This window comes from Micromonospora sp. BL1 (assembly GCF_003667485.1).
Classification (GTDB): domain Bacteria; phylum Actinomycetota; class Actinomycetes; order Mycobacteriales; family Micromonosporaceae; genus Micromonospora; species Micromonospora tulbaghiae.
Map to the genome: position 1 here is coordinate 1 of NZ_RCVK01000395.1, position 17,211 is coordinate 17,211.

Sequence of the window (17,211 nt, forward strand, 5' to 3'; positions counted from 1 at the left end):
TATAAGAGACAGGGGCTCGCCCGGGTGGGGGATCGGGTGAGACCGGTGGGTAACCGGTGATGTGCGGTGAGTGCCAGAAAACCGCCCTCAAGGACTTGACGGCAGGAACCGGACGGCGCAAGATGCTTCGTGCGGGAGGGCATCCGCCGGAGACTTTTCAAGTTCTTGCGACCCAACGCCGGAGGCGTTGTGCGGACGTCCCTCCCGACCAACGTCCGAAGGGGCCGGCGGAAAACCGCTGGCCCCTTCGCTGTGTCCGGCACACCCTTGGTGGCATGACGCTCACCGTGACGCCCCTGGACCCGGCCGACCGGCAGACGCTCGACGCGGTCTACCGGATCGCGTGCGCCGCGCAGGCCGTTGACGAGCCGGACCTGCCCGACCCCTGCAGGCGGCGGTTCGAGGCGCCGCTGTCGCATCCGATGCCCGGCATCGACACGCGCTGGCTGGTGGCCCGCCTCGGCGGGTCGCCGGTCGGCTGGCTGCGGCTCTACCTGCACACGATCGACAACATCGAGAACGCGAGCGTCGAACTGACAGTGGACCCGGCGTACCGGCGGCGCGGCATCGGCCGCGTGCTGCACGAGCACGGCGTGCGGCTGCTCCGCGAGCACGGCGGAAAACGCCTTGTCGGCTCGACCACCGCCGCGCTGCCCGGCGAGGAGGACCGGGTGTTCCCCGGTGCCGCGTTCGCCGCCGCCATGGGCGCCAAACCGGCGCTGGCCGACGTCCGCCGCCGCCTCGACGTGGCCGGGCTCGACCGCGCCCGGCTGTCCGCGCTGCTCGCCGGGGCCCGCGCCGCGGCGACCGGATACCGGCCGGTGCGGTGGCGCGACCACGCCCCCGAGGAGTACGTCGCGGACGTCGCCTACCTCCAGGGCCGGCTGCTGGTCGACGCGCCGATGGGTGAGCTGGACTGGGAGCCGGAGCAGATGGACGCGGCGCGGGTGCGGGACGCGGAGCGGGCGCTTGATGCCCGGGGCGTACGCCGGTACAACACCGGCGTGGTGCACGAGGCGTCCGGCAGGCTGGTCGGCTGGACCCAGCTCGGCCTGGACGCGGGCAGCACCGGTCACGCCTGGCAGGAGATCACCATCGTCGACCCCGACCACCGCGGCCACCGGCTCGGCCTGCTCTGCAAGGCCGGAAACCTGGCGTACGCGCTGGCGCACGAACCGGCGTTGCGGGTCGTCGACACCTGGAACGCGGCGGCGAACCGCCACATGATCGGGATCAACGAACAGCTCGGCTTCCGCCCCGCCGCCGGTTCCGTCGACTGGCAGTTGACGATCTGAGTTGTGACACGCCCCTACTGATCTGGTGCCTTCCTGTTGCATGATGGCGGGCATGACGGAGACCCCGCACCCCCTGTACGACAGGCACCGCGAGACCCTCGACCGGGCGCTGACCGCCATCGCGGAGCGCGGGTACTGGTCGGCCTACCCCGAGTCGCCCAGCCCCCGGGTGTACGGCGAGACCGCCGCCGCCGACGGGAAGGCCGCCTTCGAGGCGTACCTGGGCGAGGACTTCCCGCTCGACCAGGCCGGTGACGGCACCACAGTGGCCACCGAGGTCAGCCCGTTCGGGGTGGCGCTGGACGTGCGCTACCCGCACGCGGGCGCCGACCAGCTGGTGTCCGCCGCGAACGCCGCGCTGCCCGCCTGGCGCGACGCGGGCCCGCAGGCCCGGGCCGGTGTCTGCCTGGAGATCCTGGACCGGCTGCACCGCAACGTGTTCGAGCTGGCGAACGCGGTGCAGTTCACCAGCGGCCAGGCGTTCGTGATGGCGTTCCAGGCCGGTGGCGCGCACGCGCTGGACCGGGCGCTGGAGGCGGTCGCCTACGCGTACGCGGAGATGACCCGCCACCCGGGGACGGCCGGCTGGGAGAAGGCCGCCGGCAAGGGCGACCCGCTGCGGATGACCAAGACGTTCCACGTGGTGCCGCGCGGGGTCGCGCTGGTCATCGGCTGCAACACGTTCCCGACCTGGAACTCGTACCCCGGTCTGTTCGCCTCGCTCGCCACCGGCAACCCGGTGGTGGTGAAGCCGCACCCGCGCGCGGTGCTGCCGCTGGCGATCACCGTGAGGTACGCCCGCAAGGTGCTCGCCGAGGCCGGGTTCGACCCGAACCTGGTGCAGCTCGCCCCCGAGACCGACGGCGAGAAGCTCGCCACCACGCTGGCCCTGCACCCGGCCGTCAAGATCGTCGACTTCACCGGCTCCACCGAGTACGGCGACTGGCTGGAGGCGAACGCCCGGCAGGCCGCCGTCTACACCGAGAAGGCCGGCCTGAACACGGTGGTGATCGACTCCACCGACGACTTCGCCGGGCTCTGCCGCAACCTGGGCTTCACGCTGACGCTGTACAGCGGCCAGATGTGCACCACCTCGCAGAACCTGCTGATCCCGCGCGACGGTATCGAAACCGACCAGGGGCACAAGAGCTTCGACGAGGTGGCCGCCGGTATCGCCGGCGCGGTCGCCAAGCTGACCGCCGACCCGGCCCGGGGCGTCGAGCTGACCGGCGCGATCGTCAACGACGGCGTGCTGGAGCGGCTGGAGGAGGTCACCAAGGTCGGCGAGCCGGTGCTGGAGTCGCGCACCGTCGAGCACCCGTCCTTCCCCGGCGCGGTGGTGCGTACGCCGACTGTGGTGAAGCTGGACGCGTCCGACACCGCGACCTACTCGCGGGAGTGGTTCGGGCCGATCTCGTTCGCCATCGCCACCGACTCCACCGAGCACAGCCTGCGCATCCTGCGCGAGACGGTGGGGGAGAAGGGTGCGCTGACCGCTGGCGTCTACTCCACCGACGAGGCGGTGCTGGACGCGGCCGAGGCGGCGGCGATCGACGCCGGGGTGCACCTGTCCTGCAACCTGACCGGCGGGGTGTTCGTCAACCAGTCGGCGGCGTTCTCCGACTTCCACGGCTCGGGCGCGAACGCGGCGGCCAACTCGGCGCTGACCGACGGCGCGTACGTCGCCAACCGGTTCCGCATCGTGCAGAGCCGCCGGCACGTCTGAGTCACCGCATCCCGGGTGCGTCGGTCGTCGCGGTGACGACCGGCGCGCCCGGCGGCGTCCTCAGGCCGGGCGGCGCATCTGGAGTTCGTGCAGGCCGGTGATCCGGGGGTGCGGCACCCGTACCCCGGTGTCCACGAAGCCCAGCTTCTGATAGGCCCGGTAGGCGCGGTCGTTGCCGACCACCACCTCCATCATCAGCTCGGGCCGTCCGCAGGCGCGCGACCAGGCCGCCACCTCGTCGACGAGCGCCGCCAGCAGGCCGCTGCCCCGCCGGGCCGGCGTCACGTAGACCGCATAGACGAGCGTCAGGCCCGGCTCGTCCGGCGCGGCGATGCCGCCGGCGTGGCCGACCAGACGGCCGCCCGGGTCGGCCACGAACTGCGCGGTGTGGTCGCCCCGGGAGACGGCCGCGACCCGGGCCGCGAACTCCGCGTGCGGCCGGGCGGCGGCCTCGGCCACCGTCTCCAGGAAGGCCAGCGGGGAGTCGGCCAGCATCTCCAGCCGGAGCGCCCGCATCCGGGCGGCGTCGGCCGGCCGGACCCGGCGGACGGTGGTCGTGGTGGTCGCGCTGGTCATGCCGCATGCATACCGGACGGTCCGCGGCGGGTGTGCGACAGGCCCGGGTACGCCCCGGAATATGCCCGATTTGTGGTCGTGCGCCGTCGTCACGCCTCGTGTAGCGTGCGATTTCGGTCACTGAATTCAGCATCACCGATCGCTGAATCGGTGCGCCGCCGGTGCCGGTCCGCCGGTCTCCGGGTGTTGGAACGCCGCGCAGAGTGAGGAAGTGCACCGTGGCACAGGGCACCGTGAAGTGGTTCAACGCCGAAAAGGGCTACGGCTTCATCGCCGTCGACGGCGGGCAGGACGTCTTCGTCCACTTCTCCGCGATCGAGATGGACGGCTACAAGGCGCTCGACGACGGTCAGCGGGTCGAGTTCGAGATCGCGCAGGGGCAGAAGGGCCCGCAGGCCGAGCGGGTCCGCGTCATCGCCTGAACCGCGGCGGGCGGTGCTCCCGCAATCGGACCCCGGACCGGGGGCTGCGTTGCGGCCGACCACCATGGAAGATCATGAGCCGTTCCAGCCGTAGTCGCTGAGGAGGGCCCATGTCCGATCTGCCCCCGTCGGGTTCCACCGAGCCGGCGGCGTCCGGCCCTCCGGCCGACCCGACCGCGCCCCCACCTCCTGCTGCCGATCCGGCACCGGGACCGTCTGGGGCCACCGGAGGGGCCACGCCCGGCTCCGGCGCGTCCGGCGCCGACCCGTGGGCCGGTCATACCGGCCCCGTGCCCATCGTGCCCGACCAGCCGGGGTACGACAGCCCGCAGCCCGGCGTCCCGAACCCGGCCGGCCAACCCGCCTGGGGCGCCCCGCCGGGCTGGACCGCGCCGGGCGACGTCCCACCCGGCCACACCCCGCAGGGCTGGACCGCGCCTGGTACTCCACCCCAGGGCTGGACCGCGCCTGGTACTCCACCCCAGGGCTGGACCGCTCCGCCGGGTACTCCGTCGCCGGGTTGGGGCGGCGGCCCCGCGTACCCGGGCTATCCGATGCCCGGCGCGGCCTACCCGGTCCCCGGTGCGGCGTACCCGGTGCCGGCCGGTCCCGGGGCGTACGCCGGGTGGTATCCCGGCATCGACCCGCAGGATCCGCTCGTCAACCCGCCGCACGCGGGCATCGGTCCCTGGTTCGCCCGCTGCACCGCGGCACTGCGGCGCGGCTGGCGGCAACTGCTGCCGATCGTGCTGCTCACCCAGGTGGTCCCGGCGGCGGTGATCGGCGTCCTCACGCTCGTCTTCAGCCCGGAGGGCGAGCTGGCGACCGCCCCGGACGGCGCGCCGGTGCTGCCGGCCGGTTTCTGGGGGCAGATGTTCGCCTTCTACGGCGTGCTCCTGGCCGCCGGCTTGGTCTTCGGCCTGCTCCAGGCGACGGGCTGGGCCGCCGGCACCTGGGTGGTCGCCCGCCAGGCGGCCGGCGAGCCGACTGGACTCGGCGCCGCCTTCCGGTACGGGATGCGCCGTGCGCTCGGCCTGTGGGGCTGGACCCTCCTGGTCTCGCTGCTGGCCATGCTCGGCACCTGTCTGTGCGTGCTGCCCGGCATCTACGTCACGTTCGCGCTGGCCCTGTTCGGCCCGGTCTACCTGTTCGAGCGGCGGGAGCCGATCGGGCGGGCGTGGCGGATGTTCCACAACCGGTTCGGCATGGTGCTGGGCCGGGTCGCGCTGGTGATCGCGGTACTCCTCGCGGCAACGGTGCTCGACGCCGTGGTGGGCGGGATCAGCGGGGCGGCGTTCGGTGTCGAGCCGATGAACGCCGTCGGCACCGCGATCGGCGCCGTGGCGTTCGCCGTGTTCGGCGCCCTGCTGGCTGCCCCGGCGTACCTGGCGCAGCAGGTCGGGCTGGTCGTCACGTACGCCGAACAGCGGGCTCAGGAAGGCCCGGTGAACGCGGCCCGGCTGGCGGCGGAACTCGGCTGAGCGGGGCTGTCGTGCTTGCACTCGGCTAGGGAGAGTGCTAAACAAGTCATTGGCACTCGCGTACGGTGAGTGCCAGAAGGTCGGGGCGGTAGGGCCACGGCCGCGCCGGTGTCCGATAGGGCGCCGGGGCGGTACGAGGCCGGTCGTCGCGGGCTGTCCGGCCCGACCGAGGAGACGTCGTCGTCGCCAGGTGGCGACGTCCCCAAGGTGCGTACACCAGACGGCCCATCCGGGCATCCGGGTGGCCCGTGAGTGTCCAGGAGGACAACGCCGTATGGCCAAGATGATCGCGTTCGACGAAGAGGCGCGCCGCGGCCTCGAGCGGGGCATGAACCAGCTCGCCGACGCCGTGAAGGTGACCCTCGGCCCCAAGGGCCGCAACGTCGTGCTCGAGAAGAAGTGGGGTGCCCCCACCATCACCAACGATGGTGTGAGCATCGCCAAGGAGATCGAGCTCGAGGACCCGTACGAGAAGATCGGCGCCGAGCTGGTCAAGGAGGTCGCGAAGAAGACCGACGACGTCGCCGGTGACGGCACGACGACGGCGACCGTCCTGGCCCAGGCCCTGGTCCGTGAGGGTCTGCGCAACGTGGCCGCCGGCGCCAACCCGATGGCCCTGAAGCGGGGCATCGAGGCGGCCGTGGCCAACGTCTCGGAGGAGCTGCTCAAGCTCGCCAAGGACGTGGAGACCAAGGAGCAGATCGCCTCCACCGCCTCCATCTCCGCCGCCGACCCCAGCGTCGGCGAGATCATCGCCGAGGCGATGGACAAGGTGGGCAAGGAAGGTGTCATCACCGTCGAGGAGAGCAACACCTTCGGCCTGGAGCTCGAGCTCACCGAGGGCATGCGCTTCGACAAGGGCTACATCTCCGCCTACTTCATGACCGACCCGGAGCGTATGGAGGCCGTCTTCGACGACCCGTACATCCTGATCGTCAACAGCAAGATCTCGTCGGTGAAGGACCTGCTCCCGATCCTGGAGAAGGTCATGCAGTCGGGCAAGCCGCTGCTGATCATCGCCGAGGACCTGGAGGGCGAGGCCCTCGCCACCCTGGTGGTCAACAAGGTCCGTGGCACCTTCAAGTCGGTCGCCGTCAAGGCGCCGGGCTTCGGTGACCGCCGCAAGGCCATGCTGACCGACATCGCCATCCTCACCGGTGGCCAGGTCATCAGCGAGGAGGTCGGCCTCAAGCTGGACGCGACCGGCCTCGAGATGCTGGGCCGCGCCCGCAAGGTCGTGGTGACCAAGGACGAGACCACCATCGTCGACGGTGCCGGCGACGCCGAGCAGATCCAGGGCCGGGTGAACCAGATCCGGGCCGAGATCGACAAGAGCGACTCCGACTACGACCGGGAGAAGCTGCAGGAGCGTCTGGCCAAGCTGGCCGGCGGTGTTGCGGTGATCAAGGTCGGCGCGGCCACCGAGGTCGAGCTGAAGGAGCGCAAGCACCGCATCGAGGACGCCGTCCGCAACGCGAAGGCCGCCGTCGAGGAGGGCATCGTCCCGGGTGGTGGCGTCGCGCTGGTGCAGGCCGGCAAGACCGCCTTCGACAAGCTGGACCTGGCCGGCGACGAGGCCACCGGCGCGCAGATCGTCAAGATCGCGCTGGACGCCCCGCTGCGGCAGATCGCCGTCAACGCCGGCATGGAGGGTGGCGTCGTCGTCGAGCGCGTCCGCAACCTCGACCCGGGTCACGGCCTCAACGCCGCGACCGGCGAGTACGTGGACCTGCTGGCCGCGGGCATCATCGACCCGGCCAAGGTGACCCGTTCCGCGCTGCAGAACGCCGCCTCGATCGCCGCGCTGTTCCTCACCACCGAGGCCGTCGTGGCGGACAAGCCGGAGAAGACCCCGGCCGCCCCGGCCGGTCCGGGTGGCGGGGAGATGGACTTCTGAGTCCAGCTCCACCCAGTTACGCCGAAGGGGGCGGGCCGCGTCAGCGGTCCGCCCCCTTTCGCGTACCCGGCTCAGGTGGGCAGCGGGCGCTGGTTGCGCCGCTTGTGCGCCCTGTCGTACGGCGGTGGCGGCCGCCTCGGCTCGTCCACCGGCTGCCGTTGCTCCTCCACCGGTGGCCCGTCGGTGCCGGTGAGCTCGGCGAGCTGCTCGGCGTCGCCGACGTCGAGCCGGTCGAACGGGAGCTGGCCGGGAAGCTCGTCGGCCGGGCGCCGGGCCGCCGCCGGATCCTCGGCCCGTTCGTCATTCGTGGTCATGCACCGCCTCCTCTGCTCCGACCGTAGAGCCCGGTCGATGGCGAAGGAGGCCGAATGGCGCTATTGACGTCTATGCCCCTTTGATGGCTTTCCGGTAGAGGAAGAACACCCGCTCGATCCGGGCCCCGGCCGCGTTCGAGTAGAACGGCACCGGTCCGACCCAGCCGATCTGCGCGGCGGTGATCCCGGCGGCCGCCTGGTCGCGCAGGCAGCGGCGCAACAGCACGCCACCGATCCCGGATCCCTCCGCCGCCGGTGCGGTGCCCATCGGCCCGAACCAGCTCGGCCGCGCCGACCCGTACGCGGCGAACCCGAGGATCTCGCCGTCCCGCTCGGCGAGGTGCACACCCGCGTCCGGCCGCCCCACCGAACCGGCCAGCTCACCGTCCCAGGCGCCGCCGAACGTGGACCGGGCGAACGCGGCGAGCGCCGGCAGGTCGTCGGCGCCGGCCCGGCGCACCGTCACGCCCCGCCCGGCCAGCCGCTGCTCGGCGGCCCCGGTCGGACGCAGCGCCGCCGACCCCTCGGACAGGTCGGCGGTCATGTTCCAGGCGGTACGGTCCTGCCGGTAGCCGAGCCGCTGCGCGGCGCAGACCGCCGGCGTGTAGCGCACGTCGATGCCCGGCCAGGCGTAGTGCGGCGGGTTGCCGGCGAGCAGCACCTCGGCTGCCCCGAGCGCGCCGAGCCGGCTCTCCGCCTCGGCCAGCAGCGCCCCGCCCACACCCTGGCGGCGGTCCGTCGGCGCGACAGCGACCAGGTCGACGTGGCCCAGGCGCGGATCGGCCGCCGACAGCGACCCGACGAGTACGCCCACCAGCGCGCCGTCGCGTACCGCGCCGAGGCGCAGCACCGGACGGTCGGCCTCGGCCCGCTCCGCCACGGTGAGCACCACCGCTGACGCCTCGGCCGCGTCCTCCGGCAGGTCGAGCGACAGCCGGCACAGCTCGACCACCTCGGGCAGCCGGTCCCGGCCCAGCTCGATGATCTCCACGTCCATGGACGCCGACCCTAGAACATCGGCAGGCCAATGGACAGGGTTGTTAACCGGTCGCCGCGGACCGGGCCGCGCGCACCGCCGCGTACGCGTCCACCAGCCCGGCGCCGGAGACGTCCTGCGGTCCGCCGCAGGCGTCCGCCCCGGCGGGCTGGGCGACCGGCTGCGCGGTGTCGCGCAGGATCGCCCGGGTCCGTTCCAGGTCCCCGACCAGCGCCGGATTCGCCGACCACATCAGCGCCACCACGCCCGCGACCTGCGGCGTCGCCATCGAGGTGCCGTCCAGGGTGGCGTACCCGCCGCCCGGCATCGCGGAGAGCACCGCGGCACCGGGGGCCACCAGGTCCGGCTTGGCCCGGCCGTCCGGCGCCGGGCCGCGGCTGGAGAACTCGGTGACGCGCCGCTGCCGGTCCACCGCCCCGACGGTCAGCACGTCCGGGTACGGCGCGGGCGCGTCCGCGATCGAGCCGCACGACGGGCCGGTGTTCCCCGCCGCGGCCACCACGAGGATGCCCGCCGCGGTCAGCGCGGCGGTCGCCGGTCGCAGCGCACCCGGGTCGCACCCCTCCACCGGCGGGCAGCCCCACGAGTTGGTGAGCACGTCCGGGGCGCGGGAGGGACGGCCGTCGGTGAGCGGGTCCCCGCCTTCGGGGAACGGGGCCAGCATGAACTGGAGGCAGTCGAGGTAGCGGGCCGGGCTGCCCATGTTGCGGTCCAGGTTGACGCAGCCGACCCAGCTCGCGCCCGGGGCCACGCCGATCCCGTCCCGGCCCACCGCGCTGCCGAGCGTGTGGGTGCCGTGGCCGCCCCGGTCGGCCGGGGAGCGGCGGCCCTCCCACGGGTCGTACCACGAGTCGTCGCCGCCCCGGAAGCCGTCCGCGAGCGCCGGGTGCCGGCCGTCCACCCCGGAGTCGGAGCTGCCCACCACCACGCCGGACCCGGTGACGCCCAGCTCGGACCAGACCCGGTCCGCGCCGATCAGCGAGACGTTCCAGGCCGGGCCGGCCGGTGCCGGCGCGTCGCCGCGGGCCTGCGGGGCCGGCGCGGGCAGCGGGCGCAGCCGCTGGCTGACCAGCACCCGGGCCACCTCGGGACGGCTGGACAGCCAGGCCCGTACCGCCGGGCCGCCGTCCGTCTCGATCGCGTTCACCAGGTAGTACGGCGTCGGGTTCAGCCGCATCCCGGTCAGCGTGCGGCGCAGGTCGCCCTGCGTGCGGTCGGCGGTGGCCACCAGCCGCCGGTAGACCTCGGTCGCTCGGGCGTCCCGCCCGGCCCGGCCCGGCGTCCCGGCCGGCAGGCCGGTCAGGTCGGCCTGCTCGCGCAGCACCACGAGCAGCCGCTCGCCGTACAGTCCCGGCCGGCCGGGAACGACGTACACCACGGCGACGGCGGCGAGCAGCGCGGCGGCTGCGAGCGCGGCCGGACCGCGCCGGGGCGCGCGGGCGCGGGACCGGGCGAGCAGCACGCCGTACCCGACGGCCAGGACGACCGCGACGGCGAACGCCACGCCGGTGCCCACCGCGACCCAGAACGGCGTGTCGCGGGTGGCGGAGAGCAGGAGGCTGACCTCCTCCGGGTCGGTGAAGGCGAGCGGGCCGAGCAGGGCGAGCCCGACCAGCCGGCGCGCCGGCGCGGAGCCGGCCGGGCGGCCCGCGTGGCGGGCCGCCGCCTCCAGCGCGGCCAGCACGAAACCGAGCGGCGGCAGCAGGAGCAGCGCCGGCAACTGCACGCCCGACTGCCCGGCACCGGCGGCGAGCGGCGTCAGCGCCACGCCCGCGACCAGACCGCCGACCAGCACCAGCCGGGCCGGACCCGGCCCGAACGCGGCCCAGAAGCCGGCGCCGAGAAGCGCCCCGGCGAGCGCGCCCAGCGCGGCGGCGGCCAGGCCGGCGAGCAGCGTCTCCAGCGCACCGCCCAGCGCGCCCACCCAGGCCCAGGGCAGCAGCACGGCCAGACCGGCCGCGATCGCCAGCAGCGACACCGGCCCGAACCGGCCCTCCGGGACCGCGTCCACCACGACCGGCGGCCGGACGCGCCCGAGCCGGACGGCGGCGAGCGCGAGCGCCGCGGCGGTCACCGCGAGCGCGGCCAGGTACGCCTCGTGGTGCACCGGCGGCACCGTCCGCAGCAGCGTGGTCGCGCCGAGCGCGACCACGGCGGCGGTCCAGGCCCGGCCGGTCGCCCGCAGCGCGGGGGAGCGGGGCGCGAGCGCGAGCGCCAGCGCCGGGGCGCCGGCCAGCAGCACTGTGGCCACCGCGACCACCGGCCAGCCCGCCACCGGCCGGTCCGCGCCGATCACCAGCGCCACCTGGTCGACCAGCCAGCCGGTGATCTGGCCCGGCACGGTGACCAGCACGATCCACACCCCGGTCGCCACCGCCGCGACGACCGGCCACGGACCGGTCTCGCGCGGTGGCGGCGGCGGTACGGGGGCGGGCGGCGGGCCGGTCAGCATGGTCATCACGGTACGGCCGGGACGTGCCGCGGCGCGCCCGGGACGGTTACGGTTGACTGGTGCGTGACCCGAGTGTGTCCCGATCCACGGCCGGCCGGCTCTCCGCCGAGCGCCGCGCCGACGACCTGCGCCGGCTCCGGGCCGAGCGGTTCGACGTGCTGGTCATCGGCGGTGGCGTGACCGGAGCGGGCGCCGCGCTCGACGCCGCGTCCCGAGGGCTGAAGGTCGCCCTGGTGGAGGCGCGCGACTACGCCGCCGGCACGTCCAGCCGGTCCAGCAAGCTGATCCACGGCGGCCTGCGCTACCTGGAGCAGTTGGAGTTCCACCTGGTCCACGAGGCGCTGACCGAGCGCGGCCTGCTCGCCACGCGGCTCGCGCCGCACCTGGTCCGGCCGGTGCCGATCCTGGTGCCGCTCCCGGCCGAGGGCGGCGCGCGTGACCTGCCCCGGCGCTTCTTCCGCCGCTCCTACTACGGCCTCGGCGTGGCCGCGTACGACGCGTTCGCCGGGGTGTTCGGCGGCGGGCGCGGCATGCCGCTGCACCGGCACCTCACCCGCGAGGGCACCCGCCGGATCTTCCCCAGCCTGCGCCCGGACAAGCTGGCCGGCGCGATCCGCTACTACGACGGCCAGGTCGACGACGCCCGCCTGGTGGTGACGCTGGCGCGCACCGCGGCCAGCCTCGGCGCGACAGTGGTGACGAGCGCCCGCGCGGTCGGCCTGATCCGCCAGGCCCGGGAGGTCACCGGCGTGCGGGTCCGCGACCTGGAGGCGCCCGCCGGCTCGCCGGACGCCGAGTTCGAGGTACGCGCCCGCACCGTGATCGCCGCCACCGGCGTGTGGAGCGACGACATGTCGCGGATGCTCAACGACGTCGGGCTGCGCCCGAAGCTGCGGGTCCGTGCCTCGAAGGGGGTGCACCTCGTGGTGCCCCGCTCGGCGATCGTCGGCGAGACCGGCCTGATCCTGCGTACCGCGACGAGCGTGTTGTTCGTGATCCCCTGGGGCGGGCACTGGATCATCGGCACCACCGACACGGACTGGCAACTCGACCGGTCCCACCCGGCCGCGACCGCGAGCGACATCGACTACCTGTTGTCGCAGGTCAACGAGGTGCTGGACCGGCCGCTGACCACCGCCGACATCGAGGGCGTCTACGCCGGGCTGCGCCCGCTGCTGGCCGGCGAGGCGGACTCCACCTCCAAGCTCTCCCGCGAGCACGCGGTGGTGGAGCCGATGCTCGGCCTGCTGCTGGTCGCCGGCGGCAAGTACACCACCTACCGGGTGATGGCCTCCGACGTGGTCGACCGCGCGATGCACCGGCTCGGCCGGACCCGCCCCTCGCGTACCGCCGACCTGCCGCTGCTCGGCGCCGACGGGTACGCGGCCATGTGGCGGGACCGGGCCGACCTGGCCCGCCGGCACGGGGTGGCGGTCGGCGTGGTCGAGCACCTGCTGGAGCGCTACGGCACCCTCACGCTCGACCTGCTCGCCCTGGTCGACGCCGATCCGCTGCTCGGCTCGCCGCTGGCCGGCGCACCGGAATACCTGGCCGCCGAGGTGACGTACGCCGCCCGTGCCGAGGGCGCGCTGCACCTGGAGGACGTGCTCACCCGGCGTACCCGGATCTCGATCGAGACCAGCCACCGCGGCCTGGAGTCGGCGGAGCACGCCGCGGAGCTGATGGGCGCGGTGCTCGGCTGGGACGCGGCGACCCGGGACCGGGAGGTCGCCCACTACCGGGCGCGGGTGCTGGCCGAGCGGGAGTCGCAGCTCATGACGGACGACATCGCGGCCGACGCGGCCCGCCTCGGCGCGCCCGACGTACGCGGGTTCGCGGCCGACCGGGGCACCGACGGCCCGGGCGTTGAACTTCCGGCCTCCCCCAGGTAGGGGATCCCCGACCCGGGCCGCTCGGCCGCTAGTGCGCGCTACCTACGGAAGTGTAGGTTTCCCGGCGTGGTTCGCCCATCCTGGTTGCGCGTCCCCGCCCTGTGCGTCGTGGTCCTGCTGGCTCTGACCGGCTGCTCCTTCGGCCGGGCGGAGGGCGCCACCACACCCGGGGCGGCGGGCACCGCCAGTCCGACACCGGACGGCAGGCGCGTCTCCCTGGTGCAGCGGCTCGGCGACGGCCCGGTCCGCAACCTGGAGGTCGACCCGTCGGGTCGCTGGCAGTGCCGCGACTGCGCCGGTGACGGCGTGGACGCCACCGGCACGCTGAGCCCGGAGCAGACCGAGCGCCTCCAGCGGATGCTCGCGGACCCGGCGATCGCGAAGGAGACCGACCAGGCCCGCGGCTACAAGCAGGGCTGCATCGGCGTGCTGACCTCGACGCTGCTCGTGCCGCCGGACCTGACCGTCACCATCCAGGACTGCCCGGGCGAGCCGAAGCCGAAGGTGGCCTACGACGTGCTGCTGCTCGTCACCCAGGCCACACCGGCCGAGGACAAGGGCTAGAACACCTTGCCGGGGTTGAGCAGCCCCGCCGGGTCCAGCGCCGCCTTGATCGCCTGGTGCACGCGTACGCCCACCGGGCCGATCTCGCGGGCCAGCCAGTCCCGCTTCAGCAGGCCGACGCCGTGCTCACCGGTGCAGGTGCCGCCCAGTTCCAGCCCCAGCCGCATGATCTCGTCGAAGGCCCGCCGCCCCCGGGCCAGGCTCGCCGGATCGGCCCGGTCGACCACGATGTTGGGGTGCATGTTGCCGTCGCCCGCGTGGCCGACCACCCCGATCGGCACCTGGCACGCCTCCGCGATCCGGGCCACCCCGTCCAGCAGCTCCGCCAGCCGGCCGCGCGGCACCGCCACGTCGTCGATGACCAGGCCGCCGTTGCCGCCCGGGAACGTTTCGGCCGCGAACCGCTCCATCGCCGGGTGGGCCAGTCGCCGCGCCTGGAGCAGGGCCGCGGCCTCGGTCGCGTCGGTGGCCGCGTAGACCTCGTCGGCGCCCGCCGCCGTGCACACCTCGGCCAGCCGGGCCAGGTCGTCGGCGGCTCGGGCGCCGGTGTCCACGGCGGCGAGCAGCAGCGCCTCGGCGTCGGTGCGCAGACCCATCGGCCGGTACGCCTCGATCGCCCGCAGATGCGTCCGGTCCAGCAGTTCCAGCAGGCTCGGGGTGAGCCCGCGCTCGGCGATCCCGGCGACCGCGCCGCCGGCCGTCGCCACGGTGGGGAAGACCGCGACCAGGGTCAGTGACTCCTCCGGGGCCGGGCGCAACGCCACAGTCACCTCGGTGATCACGCCGAGCGTGCCCTCCGAACCCACGAACAGGCGGGTCAGGTCGTACCCGGCGACCCCCTTGGCGGTACGCCGTCCGGTGCGCAGCACCTCGCCGGAGGCGAGCACCACCTCCAGGCCCAGCACGTACTCGCTGGTCACGCCGTACTTCACGCAGCACATGCCGCCGGCGTTGGTGGCCACGTTGCCGCCGATGGTGGACGACTCCCACGAGCCGGGATCCGGCGGATACCAGAGGCCGTGCTCCCGTACCGCGCGGGCGAGCGCCGCGTTCACCACGCCCGGCTGCACCACAGCGATCCGGCCGACCGGGTCGATCTCCCGCACCGCGTCCATCGCCACGGTGCTCACCACCACCGCGCCGGCGACCGCGTTCGCCGCGCCGGCCAGCCCGGTCCGCGCACCCTGCGGCACCACGGGTACGCCGTGCCGCCCGGCCGCGCGGACCACCGCCACCACCTCGCCGGTGTCGCGGGGACGCACCACCGCCAGCGGCGTGCCCGAGTCGCACAGGTCGGCCTCGTCGCGCTCGTGCCCGGCCAGCAGGTCCGGGTCGGTCAGCACGGCGGCGTCGCCGAGCGCGGCCCGCAGGTCGTCGAGGAGGGGATGGGCGGCCATGCCGGGAAGGCTACCGGCGTACCGTCTGTTGCCGTGCTCTACCTGGACCCGCCCGCCGTGCCCTGGCGCGGCCGGCTCTGGTCGCACCTGATCAGCGACGTCTCGTACGCCGAGCTGCACGCGTTCGCCGAGATGCTCGGTGCGCCCCGGCGCGGCTTCGACCGGGACCACTACGACGTGCCCGCCGAGCGGTTCCGGGCGGCGGTGTGGCTCGGCGCCACGGTCGTGCCCTCGCGGGAGATCGTCCGGCTGCTGCGCGACGCCGGCCTGCGCCGCCCGAAGCACCGCGTCTCAGGCGAGCGCGGCCAGCTCCCGGGACAGGTTGACCCGCGCCCGGGCCTCCCAGCGGGCGTGCGGCTCGGGTAGGCGGTACAGCGCCGGTAGGGCGAGCAGGTGCCGCAGCACCGCGGACCGGCCGGTGCGGAAGTCCGGTTCGGGCACGTGCGCGTACTCGGCGCGGATCGCGGCGGCGTACCTGTCGTACCGCTCCGCCGGGGCGGCGAGCACCGCCAGGTCCGCGTCGCAGAGCAACGCGCCGTCCGGGTCGTCCGGCCCGACCACGTGGCCGGCGGTGAGCAGCACCAGGCGGCGTACCCCGGTCACCGTCGCGGCCGGGAGCCCGGCGGCGGTCAGCAGCTCGCCGGCCAGGTCGGCGCTGGCCCGCTCGTTGGCGTCGCCCGCCGCGCGCGGGTCGTAGACCGCGTCGTGGCACCACGCCGCCAGCCGGACCACGTCGGGGTGGCGGGCCAGACCGGCGTACGCGTCGACCACGTCGAGCACCGCCCGCAGGTGCGCCTCGTCGTGGTAGCGCCGGTGCGGCTCCCGCCAGCCCGCCAGCAGCCGGGCACCGGCCCGGTCGACTCCCGCCGGATCGGTCGCGCCCGCAGCCCGTGCCGTCTCCCGCCACCGTGCCGTCAGATCGTCCACCGGGTGCAGTCTGCCCCACTCCGCGACCGGACCGGGGATTCAGCGGGTTCGTCGCGGGTAGTACCCGCCATGGCCCGGGACCGACGACTGCCGTTCCTTCGTCGCGGCGATCAGCATGACGGCCCGGGCGACCGTGACGGCCAGCGGATCGCCTCCGCGATGGAGGAACTGCGGCACCGCAGCAAGGCCACACTGCACGACCGGCTGCACCGGGTCCGTACCGCGTTCGGCCTGGCGGTGCAGGCGGGGCTCGCCGCCGGCCTGGCGTACCTGATCTCGCACCGGCTGCTGAAGAACCCCCAGCCGGTCTTCGCCCCGATCTCCGCTGTCGGCACGCTCGCCGCCTCCGTGGGGCAACGGTTCCGCCGCACCGTCGAACTGATCGTCGGGGTGGCAGTGGGCGTGCTCGTCGGCGACGCGCTCATCTACTTCGTCGGCACCGGCGCGTGGCAGCTCGCGCTCGTCGTGACCTCGGCGATCCTGCTGAGCATCTTCGCCGGGGCGAGCGTCGCGATCGTCATCCAGGCGGCGGCCACCGCGGTGCTGATCGTGACGCTCAGCCCGTCCACGGAGAACCTGGAGTTCCCCCGCTTCATCGACGCGTTCCTCGGCGGCGGCATCGCGCTGCTGGTCACCGCCATCCTGCTGCCGCTCAACCCGCTGCGGGTGATCAACCGGGCCGCCCGGCCGGCGCTGGACCTGCTCGCCGACCAGCTCGACGCCTGCGCCGGCGCGGCACGCGACCGGGACCGGGACGCGGCCCAGCGGGCGCTGTTCCGGCTGCGCGAGAACAAGGAGGAACTGGCCGCGCTCTCCGAGGCGATCGAGGGCGCCAAGGAGACGAGCACGCTGTCACCCGCTCGCTGGCACCGGCGCAGCGAGCTGACCCACTACGCCGAGGCGGCCGAACCGATCGACCGGGCCATGCGCAACAGCGGCACGCTGATCCGCCGCGCCGTCACCATGATCGAGGACGCCGAGCCGGTCCCCGAGCCGATGCCGGACGCGATCGGTCACCTGGCCGAGTCGGTACGCCTGCTCCGGCAGGAGTTCGCCGCCGGACAGGAGCCGGAGGAGGCCCGCGAACGGTCGCTGCGCGCGGTGAGCGAGGCCGGCCGGGCGTACGCGGAGGGGGTCGGCTTCTCCGGCAGTGTGGTGATCGCCCAGGTGCGTACCACGGCGAGCGACCTGTTGGTGGCCTCCGGGATCGAGCAGGATGAGGCGAACCGGCTGGTACGGCAGGCGTTCGGCGAGAACCGCCAGGGCGAACC

Annotated in this window: 15 protein-coding genes; 9 read left to right on the top strand and 6 right to left on the bottom strand. The window is 74.3% G+C overall.

The window, feature by feature from the left end:
* The first annotated feature begins 275 nt into the window (after window positions 1–275).
* Together EAD96_RS29075 and paaN are read left to right on the top strand one after the other, a co-directional pair.
* Window positions 276–1,295 (top strand): GNAT family N-acetyltransferase, encoded by a 1,020-nt coding sequence (locus EAD96_RS29075; protein ID WP_121686485.1) that lies wholly within the window; start codon window positions 276–278, stop codon window positions 1,293–1,295.
* Window positions 1,296–1,347: 52 nt separating this feature from the next.
* Entirely contained in the window at window positions 1,348–3,021 is a 1,674-nt protein-coding gene (gene paaN, locus EAD96_RS29080; protein ID WP_199733334.1) for a phenylacetic acid degradation protein PaaN, read from the top strand.
* A gap of 60 nt (window positions 3,022–3,081) precedes the next feature.
* Here the strand turns inward: paaN and EAD96_RS29085 are convergent, their stop codons facing one another.
* On the bottom strand, window positions 3,082–3,597 hold the full coding sequence (locus tag EAD96_RS29085; protein WP_120572888.1) for a GNAT family N-acetyltransferase: 516 nt from the start codon (window positions 3,595–3,597) through the stop codon (window positions 3,082–3,084).
* Window positions 3,598–3,815: 218 nt separating this feature from the next.
* Between EAD96_RS29085 and EAD96_RS29090 the strand changes: the two genes are divergently transcribed.
* The 3 genes from EAD96_RS29090 to groL all read left to right on the top strand — a co-directional run bounded on the left by EAD96_RS29090 (window position 3,816) and on the right by groL (window position 7,397).
* Window positions 3,816–4,019, top strand: coding sequence for a cold-shock protein (locus tag EAD96_RS29090; protein ID WP_013288855.1), 204 nt, complete (start codon window positions 3,816–3,818; stop codon window positions 4,017–4,019).
* 290 nt (window positions 4,020–4,309) lie between these two features.
* Window positions 4,310–5,500 (top strand): hypothetical protein, encoded by a 1,191-nt coding sequence (locus tag EAD96_RS29095; RefSeq protein WP_233586219.1) that lies wholly within the window; start codon window positions 4,310–4,312, stop codon window positions 5,498–5,500.
* A 274-nt stretch (window positions 5,501–5,774) separates the two neighbouring features.
* On the top strand, window positions 5,775–7,397 hold the full coding sequence (gene groL, locus EAD96_RS29100; RefSeq protein ID WP_018787968.1) for a chaperonin GroEL: 1,623 nt from the start codon (window positions 5,775–5,777) through the stop codon (window positions 7,395–7,397).
* A 71-nt stretch (window positions 7,398–7,468) separates the two neighbouring features.
* Here groL and EAD96_RS29105 read toward each other — a convergent pair whose 3' ends face one another.
* From EAD96_RS29105 to EAD96_RS29115, 3 genes are all read right to left on the bottom strand, one after another.
* Entirely contained in the window at window positions 7,469–7,711 is a 243-nt protein-coding gene (locus tag EAD96_RS29105; protein WP_120572890.1) for a hypothetical protein, read from the bottom strand.
* A 70-nt stretch (window positions 7,712–7,781) separates the two neighbouring features.
* Window positions 7,782–8,708: a GNAT family N-acetyltransferase gene (locus EAD96_RS29110; RefSeq protein ID WP_121686488.1), complete on the bottom strand. Its 927-nt coding sequence runs from the start codon at window positions 8,706–8,708 to the stop codon at window positions 7,782–7,784.
* A gap of 43 nt (window positions 8,709–8,751) precedes the next feature.
* Window positions 8,752–11,166 (bottom strand): S8 family serine peptidase, encoded by a 2,415-nt coding sequence (locus tag EAD96_RS29115; protein WP_121686489.1) that lies wholly within the window; start codon window positions 11,164–11,166, stop codon window positions 8,752–8,754.
* A 68-nt stretch (window positions 11,167–11,234) separates the two neighbouring features.
* On the opposite strand from EAD96_RS29115, the gene EAD96_RS29120 reads away from it, so the two are divergent.
* Both EAD96_RS29120 and EAD96_RS29125 read left to right on the top strand, forming a co-directional pair.
* A complete protein-coding gene (locus EAD96_RS29120; protein WP_121686490.1) occupies window positions 11,235–13,052 on the top strand; it encodes a glycerol-3-phosphate dehydrogenase/oxidase in 1,818 nt (605 codons plus the stop codon).
* A 66-nt stretch (window positions 13,053–13,118) separates the two neighbouring features.
* Window positions 13,119–13,616 (top strand): hypothetical protein, encoded by a 498-nt coding sequence (locus EAD96_RS29125; RefSeq protein WP_121686491.1) that lies wholly within the window; start codon window positions 13,119–13,121, stop codon window positions 13,614–13,616.
* On the opposite strand, the gene EAD96_RS29130 is transcribed toward EAD96_RS29125, so the two are convergent.
* The gene (locus EAD96_RS29130; protein WP_121686492.1) at window positions 13,613–15,013 is read right to left on the bottom strand and encodes an FAD-binding oxidoreductase; all 1,401 of its coding nucleotides are present in this window, start codon (window positions 15,011–15,013) and stop codon (window positions 13,613–13,615) included. The two genes, EAD96_RS29125 and EAD96_RS29130, sit on opposite strands and share 4 nt — an antisense overlap.
* A 33-nt stretch (window positions 15,014–15,046) precedes the next feature.
* Here EAD96_RS29130 and EAD96_RS29135 point away from each other — a divergent pair, with 33 nt between their 5' ends.
* Window positions 15,047–15,379: a DUF4031 domain-containing protein gene (locus tag EAD96_RS29135; RefSeq protein WP_121686494.1), complete on the top strand. Its 333-nt coding sequence runs from the start codon at window positions 15,047–15,049 to the stop codon at window positions 15,377–15,379.
* Here EAD96_RS29135 and EAD96_RS29140 read toward each other — a convergent pair.
* On the bottom strand, window positions 15,305–15,940 hold the full coding sequence (locus EAD96_RS29140) for a metal-dependent phosphohydrolase (protein WP_121686493.1): 636 nt from the start codon (window positions 15,938–15,940) through the stop codon (window positions 15,305–15,307). The two genes, EAD96_RS29135 and EAD96_RS29140, sit on opposite strands and share 75 nt — an antisense overlap.
* Window positions 15,941–16,009: 69 nt before the next feature.
* Between EAD96_RS29140 and EAD96_RS29145 the strand changes: the two genes are divergently transcribed.
* The coding region (locus tag EAD96_RS29145; RefSeq protein ID WP_121686495.1) for an aromatic acid exporter family protein at window positions 16,010–17,211 on the top strand (1,202 nt) is incomplete at its 3' end.